Origin of the sequence: Pengzhenrongella sicca (assembly GCF_017569225.1) — a bacterium.
GTDB lineage: Bacteria > Actinomycetota > Actinomycetes > Actinomycetales > Cellulomonadaceae > Pengzhenrongella > Pengzhenrongella sicca.
In genome coordinates this window covers 2,203,220-2,217,039 of record NZ_CP071868.1, presented here as the reverse complement: position 1 = coordinate 2,217,039, position 13,820 = coordinate 2,203,220, and the positions used below count along the sequence as shown (strand labels likewise).

Sequence of the window (13,820 nt, the reverse complement as noted above, 5' to 3'; positions counted from 1 at the left end):
CTCACCTCGCTGGGAGGGCACCTGATGCCGAACCGTCCGGTCGGCGCTCGCGGCGCCAGCGTCACGGCCCGGCACCCCCGTCTGAGGCTGTTTGCTCCGGTCGTCCTCGTCCTGATGATCGCCCCGGTCGTCCTCGTCCTGACCCAGTCGCTCGTCCTGCGGCGCGCGCTCGACCTCCCGGACTACAGCACGTTCGTCGTCGCGTCCGCCTGGGGCATCGTCCTGACCGTCGTGCTCGCCCTCCCGGTGCTCTACTTCGGCGGCGGCCACGCCCTCGCCCGACGCCTGTCCTTCGTCGAGGCCCGCGCTTTCCGCGACGAGCTGACCGGGCTGCCCAACGAGGCGACGTTCCGCGAGGTCATCGAGCGGGAGATCGACCGGGCGATGCGCTACCGCGACCCGTTCACGCTCGCGCTCGTCGACGTGGACGACTTCACCTTCGTCCGGGCGAACGTCGGCGGCCGCACCGCCGACGACCTGCTCGTGGCCCTCGCGCACGCCCTGCGCACCGGCCGCTCGGTCGACCTCCCGTTCTACCTGGGCGGCGACACCTTCGCGGTGATCATGCCGCACACCGACGGCGGCGCCGCGGCCTGGGCGGTGACCCGGCTCCGGCACGCGGCGCTCGCGCGCATGGGCGGCATCACCGTCAGCGCGGGCCTGGCGGTGTTCGACCCCGCGGCGTTGAGCTCCGGCGCCGCCCCGGACGGCGCCGTGCTGCGCGCCCGCGCGGGGGCCGCCCTGGACGAGGCCAAGCGCAACGGGCGGAACCAGGTGGTCACGCACAGCGGGCTGATCGAGCGCGTCGAACGCGCCCCGGCGCCCGACACCATCGCGGCGGTCCAGCAGATCCTGGTGAGCCGGTTCATGTCGGCCGAGTACCAGCCGATCTGGAACGTCGAGACCCAGGTCGTGCTCGGGATCGAGGGGTTCGCGCGGCCGGCGGCCGAGCTCGGCCTTTCGGGGCCGCGAGAGGCCTTCGACGCAGCCGACCAGCTCGGGTGCGTGGACGACCTCGATCTCCTGTGCCGTCAGGCAGTGCTCGCCCACGTCGCGGACCTGCCGACGGACCTCCTGCTGTTCCTCAACGTCGCTCCCGAGTTCCTCGAGCACGGCGAGCAGGCCGGCCTCGCGCTGCGCGACGACGTCGAGGCCGCCGGGCTGTCCCCCGGGCACGTGGTCGTCGAGCTCGCCGGGCTCGACCGCGCGGGGGGCGCGGCGGTCACGGCGGCGAGCGACTCGCTCCGCGGGCTCGGATTCCGCCTCGCCCTGAACGACCCGCTGTCGCACGCCGACGAGCCCAGCCTGCTGCGCCGGGTCCGTCCCGACTACGTCAAGGTCAGCCGGGACGCGGTGCGCCGGGCGAGCGACGGGCATGCCGGTCGGGCCGCGCTCGCGTCCGTGCTCGCCTTCTGCGCTGACGCCCACGCGGCCTTGGTGGCCGAGGGCATCGAGACCGAGTCCCTGCTGCACCACCTCGTCACGACGGCGCACAGCCAGACGCGGCACGCCCAGGTCATCTGCGCGCAGGGGTACCTTCTCGGCCGCCCGGCCGCGGAGCCACCGTGGCGCCGGCCCGGCGGGATGGCGTGGCCGCTCGAGCACGCCGCGTGAGCGCCGCTACCGCAGCGCGCGGGCGAGCGCGGCCGCCTGGCGACGGTGCCCGACCGCCTCGTACCCGACGACGACGACCGCGGGCGCCAGCGTCACGATCAGCAGGCACACGCCGATCGCGACCCCCACCCCGGCGAGGACGACGGCGATGAGCAGCAGCACGACGCTGCCGACGAAGAGGGCGACGTGCAGCGGGTCGAAGTCGTGCAGGAGATAGGCGTACAGGCCGAATAGCGCGACCGAGGAGGCGAGCAGCGGGACGGAGATGGCGACGATCGCCCCGAGCACGCCGACGACGGCGCTGCCCTCGATCACGTACGCGGCCACATGCAGGCCAGCACCCGTGGCGGCGATCGAGCCGTAGACCGCGACGTGGCCGTAGGCCCACACGAACGCCCGGCGCCGGTGCCTAGCCAGGATCTCGGCGGACGGGATGATGAAGTAGCTCCACCACAGGCCGAACGCGATGCCGACCCCGGCGACCACCACCAGGACGGCCTCGGCGCTCCAGCCCTGCTCCTGCACGAGCCCCGACACGGCGGCGACGGTGCCGAAGATCACCTCGCCGAGCGCGATGATCGCGAGGAGGCCGTGCCGCTCGGCGATGTGCTGCGGGTTCCACGGCGTGCTCGGGAACCTCCGCTCGGCGACGACCGGGCCGGTGCACTCGAGCACGAACAGCAGCGCCGCCCCGCAGAGGAAGGCGGCGGTGGACTGGTCGGCAAGCGCGAGGACGATCCATCCCAGCTGCGCGACGCCCACGAAGGACACGTACGTGACGGCGGTGCGGCGCCGCTCCGGGTCTTGCCGCGCGACCCGCAGCCATTGCCCGATCATCGCGATGCGCATGATGACGTACCCCGCGACCATCACGGCGTTGTCGACGCCGTGGCCCTCCTCGAGCGAGGCGAACAGGTCCGGCAGGCCCAGCGCGAAGACGACCACACCGATCATCTGCACCATCGTGGTCAGGCGGTAGGACCAGTCGTCGGTGTCGTACGCGGACGCGAACCAGGAGAAGTTGATCCAGGCCCAGCAGGTGCTGGCGATGGCGACGACGAAGCCGATGACGCCGGGGGCCGGGTGGCCGGCGGCGACCAGGTGGGCGAGCTGGTCGGCGGCCTGCCCGAACGCGACGACGAACGTCAGGTCGAAGAGCAGCTCGAGCGGGCTCGCGGGCCGGTGCCCCTCGCCCGGGTCGCGCCCGGCCATCCGGGCCAGGGGGTGGCCGCGGACGTTGGTCGGCGGGTTGTCGGCTGGCACGCCGCCAGTATTGCGGTGACATGTCCCCGTGCGCGAGATGCCGACCGGCGGCCGGCGTGCTCGAATGGCGACGACCGCTCGCACGCCTCCCAACCCACGAAGGGCTGACCATGTCCGTCACCGATGAGCTCCTGCGCAACGCCGAGCAGTACGCCCGGTCGTTCACGAAGGGCGACCTGCCCCTGCCCCCGGCGCGGCACATCGCGATCCTCGCGTGCATGGACGCGCGCCTGAACGTCTACGGCCTGCTGGGCCTGGAGGAGGGCGACGCGCACGTCATTCGCAACGCGGGCGGGATCGTCACGCAGGACGAGCTGCGCTCGCTCGCGATCAGCCAGCGGCTGCTCGGCACGCGGGAGATCGTCCTGATCCACCACACCGATTGCGGCATGCTGACGTTCAGCGACGACGAGTTCCGCGCCAGCATCCTCGCCGAGACCGGCGTCAAGCCGACCTGGGCACCCGAGGCGTTCACCGACCTCGACGCCGACGTGCGGCAGAACATCGGCCGGATCCAGGCCGAGACCGCCATCCCCTACCGGGACGCCGTCCGCGGCTTCGTCTACGACGTCGCGACGGGCACCCTGCGGGAGGTGCGGTAGTCAGACCTCGAAGATGTACCCCACGCCGGGCTGCGTGATGATGTGCCGCGGGTGGGCCGGGTCCCGCTCGAGCTTGCGGCGCAGCTGCGCCGTGTACACCCGCAGGTAGCTGGTCTCGGTCGAGTAGGCGGGGCCCCACACCTCCTGCAGCAGCTGCAACCGGCCGACGAGCTTGCCGCGGTTGCGCACGAGCACCTCCACGAGGGCCCACTCGGTCGGGCTCAGGCGCACCTCGACCCCGGCGCGCAGCACGCGCCGGCGCGCCAGGTCGATCGTGAGCTCGCCCGCCTCGACGACCGCCTCGGTCGCGTCGCCCGGCGTCGCGCGCCGCACCGCCGCCCGCAGCCGCGCGAGCAGCTCGTTCATCGCGAACGGCTTCGTGACGTAGTCGTCGGCCCCCGCGTCCAGCGCGTCGACCTTGTCCTCGCCGTGCTGGCGCGCCGAGAGCACCACCACGGGCACCCGGCTCCAGCCGCGGATCCCGGCGATGACGTCGAGCCCGGAGATGTCGGGCAGCCCGAGGTCCAGCAGCACGACGTCGGGATGCCAGCTCGCCGCGAGGTCGAGCGCGTCGGCGCCCGTGGTCGCCGACGCGACCTCCCAGCCGTGGGCACGCAGGTTGATCGCGAGCGCGTGCACCAGCGCGGCCTCGTCGTCGACGACGAGGACTCGGGAGCCGCTCATGCGATCACCTCGGCGAGCGGGACGGTCAGGACCATGGTCAGGCCGCCGCCGGGGGTGTCCTCCGCGGCCAGCTCGGAGCCGACGGCGGCCGCGAGTCCCAGCGCCACGGCCAGCCCGAGGCCCAGCCCGTCCGAGGACGAGTCGCCCAGCCGCTGGAACGGCTCGAACATGCGCGCCTTGAGCTCCTCGGACAGGCCGGGGCCGGTGTCGATCACGCGGAGCTCGACCTCGCGGAGCGTGGACGACGCGCAGACGCGGACCGTGGCGCCCGGCGGTGAGTGGCGCACCGCGTTCGACACGACGTTCGCCAGCACGCGCTCGAGCAGCCCGGCGTCGGTGGCCACGAGCGGGAGCGTCTCGGGCACCTCCACCTCCACCTGCGCCGGCGTGAAGCCCTCGGTCGCGAGCGGCACGACCTCGTCCAGGCTCGTCGGCCGGACCTGCGCGCGCACGCTGCCGGTCTGCAGCCGGGACAGGTCGAGCAGGTTGTCGATGAGCCGCTCGAGCCGGGCGGTCGCGGTGCCCACGGCGTCGACGAGGCTCGCGGTGTCGGCGTCGTCGAGCCGGACGTCGGGCGACCTGAGGCCGTCGACCGCGGCCCGGATGGTCGCGAGCGGCGTGCGCAGGTCGTGCGAGACGGCCGCGAGCAGCGAGTTGCGCACGGAGTCCGTCTGCTCGAGGGTCTGCGCGTGCTCGGCCCGCTCGCGCAGGCGGCGGTGCTCGAGCACCACCGAGGCCTGCACGGCGAACGCCTCGAGCACCCGCCGGTCGCTCGCGGGCAGCACCCGGCCGCGCAGCGCGAGCACCCGTGACTCGTCGATCGTGACCACCGTCTGGGCGTCACCCGGTTCCACGGCGGGCTCGGGGCCGTCCGTGGCCAGCACTCGCCAGGGTCCCCGACCGGCGTCGCGCTCCAGGAGGGAGACCGCGGCCAGGGCGAAGGTCTCCCGTAGGCGCGAGACGACCGCTTGCGTCGTGTCCTCGCCGGTGAGCACGGATCGGGACACCGCGGCCATCGCCGACGCCTCGGCGCGGGCCCGGAACGCCTGCGCCGTCCGCCGCGCGGCGAGGTCGACGACGGACGCCACGGCGATCGCCACCAGCACGAACACGATGAGGGCGACGAGATTCTCGGGATCGGCGATCGTGAACTGGCCCTTCGGGTGCGTGAAGAAGTAGTTCACCGCGGCGAACCCGAGCACCGCCGTGAGGATCGACGGCCACAGGCCCGCGACGAGCGAGACGGCGACCGTCAGCGCAAGGAAGAGCAGCACGTCGGTGGTCAAGCCCGCGTCCACCCCCTGGAGCACCGCCGTGAGCGCCGCGGGCGCGGCGAGCGCCGCGACCCAGCCGAGCGCGCGTCGGAGCGGCGACTGCGAGCTCGCCCGCGACGGCACGCCCTTGCCCGCGCGCGCATTCTCGTGGTTGACCAGGTGCACGTCGATGCTCTCGCCGAGCCGGGCGATCTCGACCCCGTTGCTCTCCGACAGCGCCTCGCGCCAGCGGCTGCGTCGGGACACGCCCACGACGATCATCGTGGCGTTGACGCCTCGCGCGAAGTCGACGACCGCCGACGCCACGTCCTCACCGATCACGGTGTGGAACACGCCACCGAGCGACTCGACCAGCAGGCGCTGCGTGCGGATCGCGTCTGGTCGCGCGCTCGGGAGCCCGTCGGTCGCGAGCACGTGCACCGCCAGCAGCTCGGACCCGGCGGCACGCTGGCAGATGCGCGCCCCGCGGCGGATCAGTGTCTCGCTCTCGTCCCCGCCGGTGACCGCGACGACGACGCGCTCGCGCGCGGGCCAGGTCTCCTCGATCCGGTGGTCGCGGCGGTAGGTCGTCAGCGCGTCGTCGACCCGGTCGGCGAGCCACAGCAGCGCGAGCTCGCGCAGCGCGGTGAGGTTGCCGAGCCGGAAGTAGGACGACAGCGACGCGTCGATCTGCTCGGCGCGGTACACGTTCCCGTGCGCGAGCCGGCGGCGCAGCGCCGTGGGCGGCAGATCGATCAGCTGGATCTGGTCGGCGTCCCGGACCACATGGTCGGGCACCGTCTCGCGCTGGCGGACGCCGGTGATCGCCTCGACGTCGTCGTTCAACGATTCGAGGTGCTGGACGTTGACCGTCGTGACGACGTCGATCCCGGCGTCGAGCAGCTCGTGCACGTCCTGCCACCGCTTCGCGTTCCGCGAGCCCGGGATGTTCGTGTGCGCAAGCTCGTCAACCATCGCCACCTCCGGCGCACGCCGGAGCACCGCCTCGACGTCGAGCTCGGTGAACTCGCGGCCGCGGTGCTCGAGGCGGCGCAGCGGCACGGCCTCGAGGCCGTCGAGCTGGGCCGCCGTCGCGGCCCGCCCGTGGGTCTCGACGAGGCCGACGACGACGTCGGTGCCGCGGGCCGCGCGGCGGTGGGCCTCGTCGAGCATCGCGTAGGTCTTGCCGACCCCCGGAGCGGCGCCGAAGTAGACGGTCAGCCGGCCCGGCCGAGCGGTGTCCGATGCAGGTGTGGTCACGAGGCCATTGTCCAGCGCGCGGACAAGGCGAAGCACGTTCACCGGCGGCTCGCCGCCGACGCGGACGGTCCGGGTCCGCGTCGTCGCCCCGACGAGCGCCGCGGTTGCGCCGGAGCATCGCCGCGAAGCTGCTGGACGGGTTTCAGCTGAGTTGCGGGTCGGAGGTGACGTGGCAGGCCGGAGCAGACGTGGCAGGCCGGAGCTAGTGCGCCGCCGGGTCGCCGACGCGCAGCAGCACGTTACCGATCTTCTGCCCGGTCTCCACGTACTCGTAGGCCTCCACGATCTGGTCCAGCGGGTAGCTCCGGTCGATGACCGGGCTGAACCTGCCGGTCTCGAGCAGCCGCCCGAAGTACTGGACCAGCGCCTGGTCGTAGGTGGGCGGGAGCGGGAGCAGTCCCGTCTTCCCGTCGAGCAGCCACGTACTCAGCAGCGGCGTCACCAGGGACAGGGCAACGTTCTGGCCCCACGGTCCGAGGTCCGTCGATGCGTAGGTGCCGCCGGGCCGGAGCAGGCTCCGGCAACGGCCGAACGTGCTCTTGCTGACCGCGTCGAACACGACGTCGTAGGAGTGCCGGTCCTGGGTGAAGTCCTCGACGGTCCGGTCGATCACCCGGTAGGCCCCGAGCCCCCTGACGAGGTCGGCGTGGGCGCCGTCGCAGACGGCCGTGACCGTCACCTCGACGGCCGCGAGCAGCTGGACGGCGGCGGACCCGATCGCGCCCGTCGCGCCGTTGACGAGGACGTCGTGCCCGGTGCGAACCCTGGCCTTGCGCAGGGACGCCAGCGCGTAGTGCGACGCCTCGGTGCTCGCCGCTGCTTGCTCGAACGTCACGTTCGCCGGGATGGCCGCGATCGGCCCGGCCGCGGGGATCGCCAGGTACTCGGCGTGGGCGCCCCACTGGTCCTCGGCGTACCCGAAGACGCGATCGCCGACGGCGAACGACGTCACCGCGGCGCCCACGGCCTCGACCACGCCGGCGAACTCGGAGCCCAGCACGTGGGCGCGCGGCCGCATCACGCCGCTGAACGCGCGCACGATGACCGGCTGCCCCGCCCGGAACCCGCAGTCGGTCCGATTCACCGTCGCGACCCGGACCCGGACCAGCACGTCGTCGGCGCCGATCGCTGGCGCCGGGACGTCGACGACGCGGACGACCGCGGGCGGGCCGTACCGGGTGCTGACCGCAGCCTTCATGCCTCGGATGCTAGTGGGCCGGCGCCCGGAAGGGCTGGCCGCGGCGAGAAGGGCTCGCGGCTGAGAAGGGTTCGCGGCTCGCAGGGTTTGCAGCTCAGAAGGGTGGGTCGTCGGGCTGGGGTTCGTGGAGCCAGGGTCGGTCGGGTGGCGGCGGTTCGGGGTTGGCGTCGACGGAGGGTCGCTTGTAGCGGTGTTTGGTTGGTGAGGTCCACCAGGTGTCGCCGGTGCGGGTGTCGAGGTCGGGGTGCCAGCCGCCGTAGGTCTTGGCCCGGTGATGGTGACGACACAACGAGTGGACGTTCTCCGCGCAGGTCTGCCCGCCGAGGTCGGGGTGGTCGTGGTCGTAGGGGTCGCGGTGGTCCAGGTCGCACCGCCACGCCGGCATCCGACACCCGATGAACGTGCAGGTCTTGTCCCGGGCCAGGACGGTGCCGGTCAGGTCGGCGCCGGGGCGGTACCCGCGCGGCCCGATCCCGGTCACGCACCCGGTGGCGGGGTCGGTGAAGATCCGCCGCCACGTCGCGTCCGCCGCGATCGCCCGCACCAGGTCTGCGGGGATCGGCCCGTACCCGGCCAGCTCCCCGGGTACCTCATCCAAACCCAGCAACGTGGTCGCAGCGGCGGTCACCTGCAGGTGCGGTCGACGACCGTGCTCCGTCTTCAAGACCCCGCCAGCCCTCGGAGTCCCGCCGGCCTGACCCGCTGTCCCGGACCCCTGACCCGCTGTGCCGGGTAGTGCGGTGGTGGGGGCGATGCCGGTGGTGAGGATGTCGGTGCAGAGGTCGGTCAGGGCGTCCGCGCGGCGCGCCGCCACACCGCGCGGGTCGGCGGGGTCGGCGGAGGCGGCGATGGCGTCGATCGCGGTGAACACGGTCATCGCGTCCTTGGCGGGTAGGTACGCGGTCAACCACGCCATCACCCCCGGCGCCGGGCTGACCCGCACATACCGGTCGGCGGCGTCGCGGGCGCGCCGCTCAGCCACGGCGGCCGGGTTCACGGTCAGCTCGACCTTGCGCAGGCGCGCCTTCAACGCCGGCACCGTCAAACCCGGAGCGACCGGCAAAACCTTGTCCAGGACGGCGGCGGCCGCGTCGTCATCCAGGTGCCCGACGCCGTCGACCAGGGCGGTGGCCTTGCGGTGATCGATCACCCCGGATGCGAGCGCCTCGCGCACCGCGGGCCAGGCCGCCAGTGAGGTCCCGAGGCTGACCTTCGCCTCCGCCACCGACCGGGACATCACCAGCACCGACGCGACCTCATCACCCACGAACTCACCCAGACGCTGCGCGTCCCGGCGCCGGGCGAGCTCGGCGATCATCTCGCCCTGCCGCGCCGCGGCGAGTGAGGTGACGCGTTCCCAGGCGGCGATCGCCTCGATCAACACCGCATCATGCACATCCGACGGGGACAGGCCCTCAAGCAGCTCCACCAGCGGTGAGCCGGGCACCTGTTCCATCAACGCGGCGGACAACGCGACCTGATCGATCGGCCCCGCGATGCAGGACCCCGCCGCCGCGGCCTGCGCCAACGCCGCCCCCGCCTCCGCAAACACCCGCCCGAGCAACAGCCCGAACGTCACATCCACCGACACCGGCGGCCCGCCAGCGACCGTGGAGGTGGCGCCCACGCCCGTCGGGCCGGCCCCCGCTGGGGCCCCCGTTACCTCGTCATCGCTCGGTTCGAACATGTGTACAGACTAGGACGGACCACCCACACGCACCCCACCCCGCAACCCGACCTGTGCACAGCCTCACAATCGATGCACACACGCACGACCCGGCGGCTCTGGAGTGGCCGCCAGCGAACCCGATCGGGCGCAATCCCCTAGTCGAACACGACCCGCCGGCCCCGCTCGCGCACCAGCCGGCCCGCCTCGGCGATGAACGCCGCGGCCATCGCGTCGGAGACGCGCGGGAGCGCCGCGACGACCTTCGCGTCCGCGCGGGCGAGCGTGACGACGTCCCCGATCCCCGCGGCGGCGAGCTGCCCGGCGCGCGCCGCGGCGATCCCCGCGATCGCCGTCAGCGGCGCGTCGATGTGCACGCGGCTCACGATCGCGGGCCCGCGCGCGAGCGTCCGGTCGGGCACCCGGAACCGCGGCAGCCCGACGGCGCCCGCCCCACTGGCGGTCCGGCCGCCCGTCCGCACGCGCGGCGTCCCGCACGTCGGGCACGGGCTCACCGTCGCGGGCCGTCCCGCGTCGGTGCGGGCCGGCCGCCCGCGCCGCGCCGGCCCCCGCGTGCCGCACGCCTGGCAGTAGCAGGACTCCCCGTCGGCCCCGTCCCCCGCCGCGGTGGCGGGGCACAGCCCGCCGGGCGGCACCAACACCGGCTGCGGAACGCCCTCGTCGAGCACGACCGCGACGTCCGTCAGGCCGAGGTCGCCCGGCGCCTGCGCCGCGAAGTAGAGGCCGACCTCGGTCGCGGCGCCGAGCGTGAAAGTCAGCTCGGCAAGTTCGACCCGCGCGCCGGGCGGCAGCACGACCCGGAGCTCGGCCTCGACCGCGCCGGCCGGGACGTCGCCGATCGCGCCGCGGACGTCGAAGTCGAGGGCGTCGAGCGGGACCCGCACGACCTCGCCGACCGGCGCGGCGCCGTCGTCGGCGAACGCGAGCTCGACCGCGGCGCCGGGCTCCCCGGTCGCTGTCGCCGCGAGCTCGAGCGCGAACCGGTCGCCGGCCGTCGCCGCCACGACCTGGGTCACGGCCGCGCCGGCCGCCCCGCCGTTCGAGAGCGTCAGGCCCGCACCCGCGGGGCTGACGGTCGTCGTCGGCGCCGTTGGGGCCCAGGCCGCCGTCGCGACGTCCCCGGACCCGGCGAGGCTGACCTTGTCCACGACCAGCACCGACTCGGGCGTCCAGAACCGGACCTCGGCCGTCGTCGCGTTCGCGGGCGCGGTCAGCACGGCCTGGTGGTGGCCGAGGCTGGCGACCGAGCCGCGCACGGCGAGGTCGACCGCCTGGACCGGGACCCGGTCGACGCGCTCGGTGGCGCACGCGTCGCCCGTCCACCGGACCTGCGCGACCGCGCCCTCGACGAACGCGAGGCCGTCGAACGCGAAGCGGTACCGGGCGCCGCCCGCGACCGGCAGCACCTGCGACATCGACGCCGGCGGGGAGGCCTCCCGGCGGTCGACGGCGGTCGCACTGCCGAGCAGGGCCAGCACCTCTCCCGTGGTCGGCAGGGCCACCGGCCGCACCTGGCCCGCGGTCAGTTCCCACTCGGCAGGCAGCGCGTCGCCGATCGTGAGCACGCTCGCCCGGGTGGTCCCCGTGGCAAGCACGACGGCGTGCGTGCCGGCCAGGTTGATCCCGACCGCGGCGCCGGCGTCGGAGGTCTCCAGCTCGACCCCCTGGCCGGGCAGCAGCCGCCGGTTCGCCGCGTCGAGCACCGCGACCCCGCCGTCGTGGGCCACGAGCACGAGCTCGCCCCGCGGGTCGACCGCGAGGGCGCGCGCCGTGCCGGCCCCGTCCGGGAACGGGACGTCGACGATCGTCGCGCGGTCCGCCGCGCGCAGGAACCGGACCTGATGGCGCCCGAGCGTGAGGATCTCGGCGCCCGAGGCGAGCACCGCGAGGGCCACGGCGTCGGGCACCGCGGCGACCTCCCGGCCGTCGCTCCCGGCGACCGCCGCCCGGTCCACGAACGTCACCAGCCGCGGGGTGCCGGGGCTGCCGTCCGCGGCGGGCTCGCCGGTGGTGAGCACGGCGACGAGGCCGTCGGGCCCGGCGGCGAGGGCGATCGGCGCACCGTCGACGGCGGCCGCCGGCAGGTCCGCCCAGGCCATGGGAGAGCCCGCGGCGGCGGCGCGCAGCTCGGCCCAGCCGGCGTGGCGAACCATCGTCGCCGGGCCGGACTGCGTGCGCGCGGGCCCGGCGAGGTAGACGCCAAGCCCGTCGGGGGCCGCCGCGAGCGCGACCGCCGGCTCCGGGGCGTCGACCGGCGCGCCGATCGGCCGGCCGGTCGCGGTGTCGACGAGGACCAGACCCGCGCCTGCGGGCGCCGCGGCGAGCTCGACGCCGCCGGTCGCGAGGCTGACGAGGGCGGTGCGTCCCGGGGCATCGAGCGCGAGCGCGAGCGGGAACCCGGCGCCGATCGGCTCGTCGACCTCCGCGACGCGCGAGAACAGGTTGAAGGCGACGTAGCGCGCCTGCGCCTCGCCCCGCCCGACCGTGTGCACGAGCGCGCTGTCGGGACCGAACGCGCACGCCCCGAACGTGACCGGCTCGGCGGAGCGCCCGCGCAGCGACGACGGCCCGCGCACGGCCGTGCCGGCCCGGAGCCAGTCGGCGAAGTCCCCGTTCGCGACCTGCTCGCCGCCGCCGGGCGTCGCGCCGCCGCCGGCGGAGGCGAGCGCGGCGTTGACGGCGCCCGCGACCTCCGGGAAGTCGAGGCCGAAGTCCACGCCCCCGGACGGCGCGAACCGCTGCAGCGACACCGCGACCTCCTCGCCGCCGGCGCCGACGCGCAGCTCGAGCGGCAGCTCGAAGCCGGCCGTCGCGTGCCGCAGGCGCAGCAGCGCACCCAGCGGCGCGGGCACGGTCTCGCCCGCGACCGCGCGCCACGACAGGCCGCCGTCGCGCGTGAGCTGCAGCGCGGGCGCGGACAGCGCGGGTGCGGACGACGATGCGGACGACGACGAGGACAACGACGAGGACAACGACGACGACGAGGACAACGACGACGACGGCGCGGGCGCGGGCGCGGGCGGCGTCGCCGCGGCGGCGCTCCAGGCGAGCGAGCCCTCCCGCGCCTGGACGACGAGCCAGCGCGCCAGCCCCGCCGCGACCTCGACCTCGGCTGGCAGCGGGACGTTGATCCAGGTCGGGGCCCCCGCCTCGTCCCGGGTCAGCGTGCGCTCGGCCGGCCGGGCCAGCAGGGAGCTCCGGCCGGGCTTGCCGTCCAGGTCGGTCACCAGGTCGACCGCGATCGTCGCGCTGGCCGTGACAGCCGTGAGCTGCAGGTCGACGGACGAGGCGACCTGCGTCGTCGGCAGGGTGAGCTGCTGGGCCAGCGACCGCCCGGCCTCGAGGACGACGAGTTCGGGCGCTTCGGGCGCCGTTACCGGCCCGTAGACGACGCGCGTGGCCGCGAACGCGCCCCGGATCCGTCCCGCCGTGCCGCCCGGCGTCGCGACCATGCCGGGCGGGACCAGAACCGACAGGCGACCCTGCCCGGCGACCGGGGCGCCGCCGAAGGCGTAGGGCGCCTGGACGGTGCGCACGCCCGCGGGCGCGGCCGACGCGGCGAGCGCGTAGTCGAGCTCGAGCGTGAGGTCCAGGCGCGCGATCGTGTCGGAGTGCACCGTGAACGGCACGAGGTAGCACCCGCCCGCCACCTCGAGCCGCGGCAGCATCGCCTGGAGCACATCAGCGAAGTCGGGCGTCGTCACGGCGTCGACCAGGTCGCCGACGTGGGAGAACACGACCGGGCCGCCCTCGACGGCGAGCGTCACGTTGCTCGGCGGCGAGCTGACCTGCAGCAGCGAGATGTCGCCCGCGCCGGCGCCGGGGCCGGTCAGCGCCGCCCGCAGGCCCGTGACCGTCAGGCCGGGCAGGTCCATCGTGTTCGCGGTCGGTAGCGCCGGCCCGCCGCCGAGCCCGCCGGCGGCGTTGACGCCCATGAACCCGCCGCCGAGATCGACGAGCAAGGTGCCGGTCGCGAGGTTCGCGCCGACGAGCGCGGCGAGCTTGCGCCGCGCGTGCAGGTCGACCTCGACGGCCGCGGCGGTGACGACTTTGTTCGCGCCCCAGTCGCCGACGCCGTCGGCGAACGTCAGGGTCTCGAGGAAGCGCCGGCCCGGGTCGGTCGAGACCGGGGTGAGGGTCAGGACCGCGCGGGTGAGCACCGCGCCGACCGGGAGCCGGCGCAGCACGAGCCGGCGCTCCCGCTCGAACGGCAGCGACCCCCCGGCGTGCACTGCCCTGACCTGCATGACCGCTCCCTC

Annotated in this window: 8 protein-coding genes; 2 read left to right on the top strand and 6 right to left on the bottom strand. The window is 74.8% G+C overall.

Annotated features, from left to right (window positions below; genetic code table 11):
* Positions 1–24: 24 nt before the first annotated feature.
* Complete coding sequence (locus tag J4E96_RS10085; RefSeq protein WP_227421984.1) at positions 25–1,614, top strand: EAL domain-containing protein; 1,590 nt, start codon at positions 25–27, stop codon at positions 1,612–1,614.
* 6 nt (positions 1,615–1,620) lie between these two features.
* On the opposite strand, the gene J4E96_RS10080 is transcribed toward J4E96_RS10085, so the two are convergent.
* Positions 1,621–2,877 carry a low temperature requirement protein A gene (locus tag J4E96_RS10080; RefSeq protein ID WP_227421983.1) on the bottom strand — a complete coding sequence of 419 codons (1,257 nt, stop codon included), beginning with the start codon at positions 2,875–2,877 and terminating at the stop codon, positions 1,621–1,623.
* Positions 2,878–2,987: 110 nt separating this feature from the next.
* Between J4E96_RS10080 and J4E96_RS10075 the strand changes: the two genes are divergently transcribed.
* Complete coding sequence (locus J4E96_RS10075; RefSeq protein WP_227421982.1) at positions 2,988–3,479, top strand: beta-class carbonic anhydrase; 492 nt, start codon at positions 2,988–2,990, stop codon at positions 3,477–3,479.
* On the opposite strand, the gene J4E96_RS10070 is transcribed toward J4E96_RS10075, so the two are convergent.
* From J4E96_RS10070 to J4E96_RS10050, 5 genes are all read right to left on the bottom strand, one after another.
* Entirely contained in the window at positions 3,480–4,163 is a 684-nt protein-coding gene (locus J4E96_RS10070; protein ID WP_227421981.1) for a response regulator, read from the bottom strand.
* Positions 4,160–6,589, bottom strand: coding sequence for a DUF4118 domain-containing protein (locus tag J4E96_RS10065; protein ID WP_406620457.1), 2,430 nt, complete (start codon positions 6,587–6,589; stop codon positions 4,160–4,162). Before J4E96_RS10065 ends, J4E96_RS10070 begins: the two co-directional genes overlap by 4 nt.
* 289 nt (positions 6,590–6,878) lie before the next feature.
* Positions 6,879–7,874: an NAD(P)-dependent alcohol dehydrogenase gene (locus tag J4E96_RS10060; RefSeq protein WP_227421979.1), complete on the bottom strand. Its 996-nt coding sequence runs from the start codon at positions 7,872–7,874 to the stop codon at positions 6,879–6,881.
* Positions 7,875–7,968: 94 nt separating this feature from the next.
* Complete coding sequence (locus J4E96_RS10055; protein WP_227421978.1) at positions 7,969–9,561, bottom strand: HNH endonuclease signature motif containing protein; 1,593 nt, start codon at positions 9,559–9,561, stop codon at positions 7,969–7,971.
* Positions 9,562–9,698: 137 nt separating this feature from the next.
* Complete coding sequence (locus J4E96_RS10050) at positions 9,699–13,808, bottom strand: hypothetical protein (RefSeq protein WP_227421977.1); 4,110 nt, start codon at positions 13,806–13,808, stop codon at positions 9,699–9,701.
* Positions 13,809–13,820 lie beyond the last annotated feature (12 nt).

Coding starts and splice junctions, on each gene's coding strand:
- J4E96_RS10070 (WP_227421981.1), bottom strand. CDS start 4,163: ATGAGCGGCTCCCGAGTCCTCGTCGTCGACGACGAGGCCGCGCTGGTG.
- J4E96_RS10060 (WP_227421979.1), bottom strand. CDS start 7,874: ATGAAGGCTGCGGTCAGCACCCGGTACGGCCCGCCCGCGGTCGTCCGC.
- J4E96_RS10055 (WP_227421978.1), bottom strand. CDS start 9,561: ATGTTCGAACCGAGCGATGACGAGGTAACGGGGGCCCCAGCGGGGGCC.
- J4E96_RS10085 (WP_227421984.1), top strand. CDS start 25: ATGCCGAACCGTCCGGTCGGCGCTCGCGGCGCCAGCGTCACGGCCCGG.
- J4E96_RS10050 (WP_227421977.1), bottom strand. CDS start 13,808: ATGCAGGTCAGGGCAGTGCACGCCGGGGGGTCGCTGCCGTTCGAGCGG.
- J4E96_RS10065 (WP_406620457.1), bottom strand. CDS start 6,589: ATGCTCGACGAGGCCCACCGCCGCGCGGCCCGCGGCACCGACGTCGTC.
- J4E96_RS10075 (WP_227421982.1), top strand. CDS start 2,988: ATGTCCGTCACCGATGAGCTCCTGCGCAACGCCGAGCAGTACGCCCGG.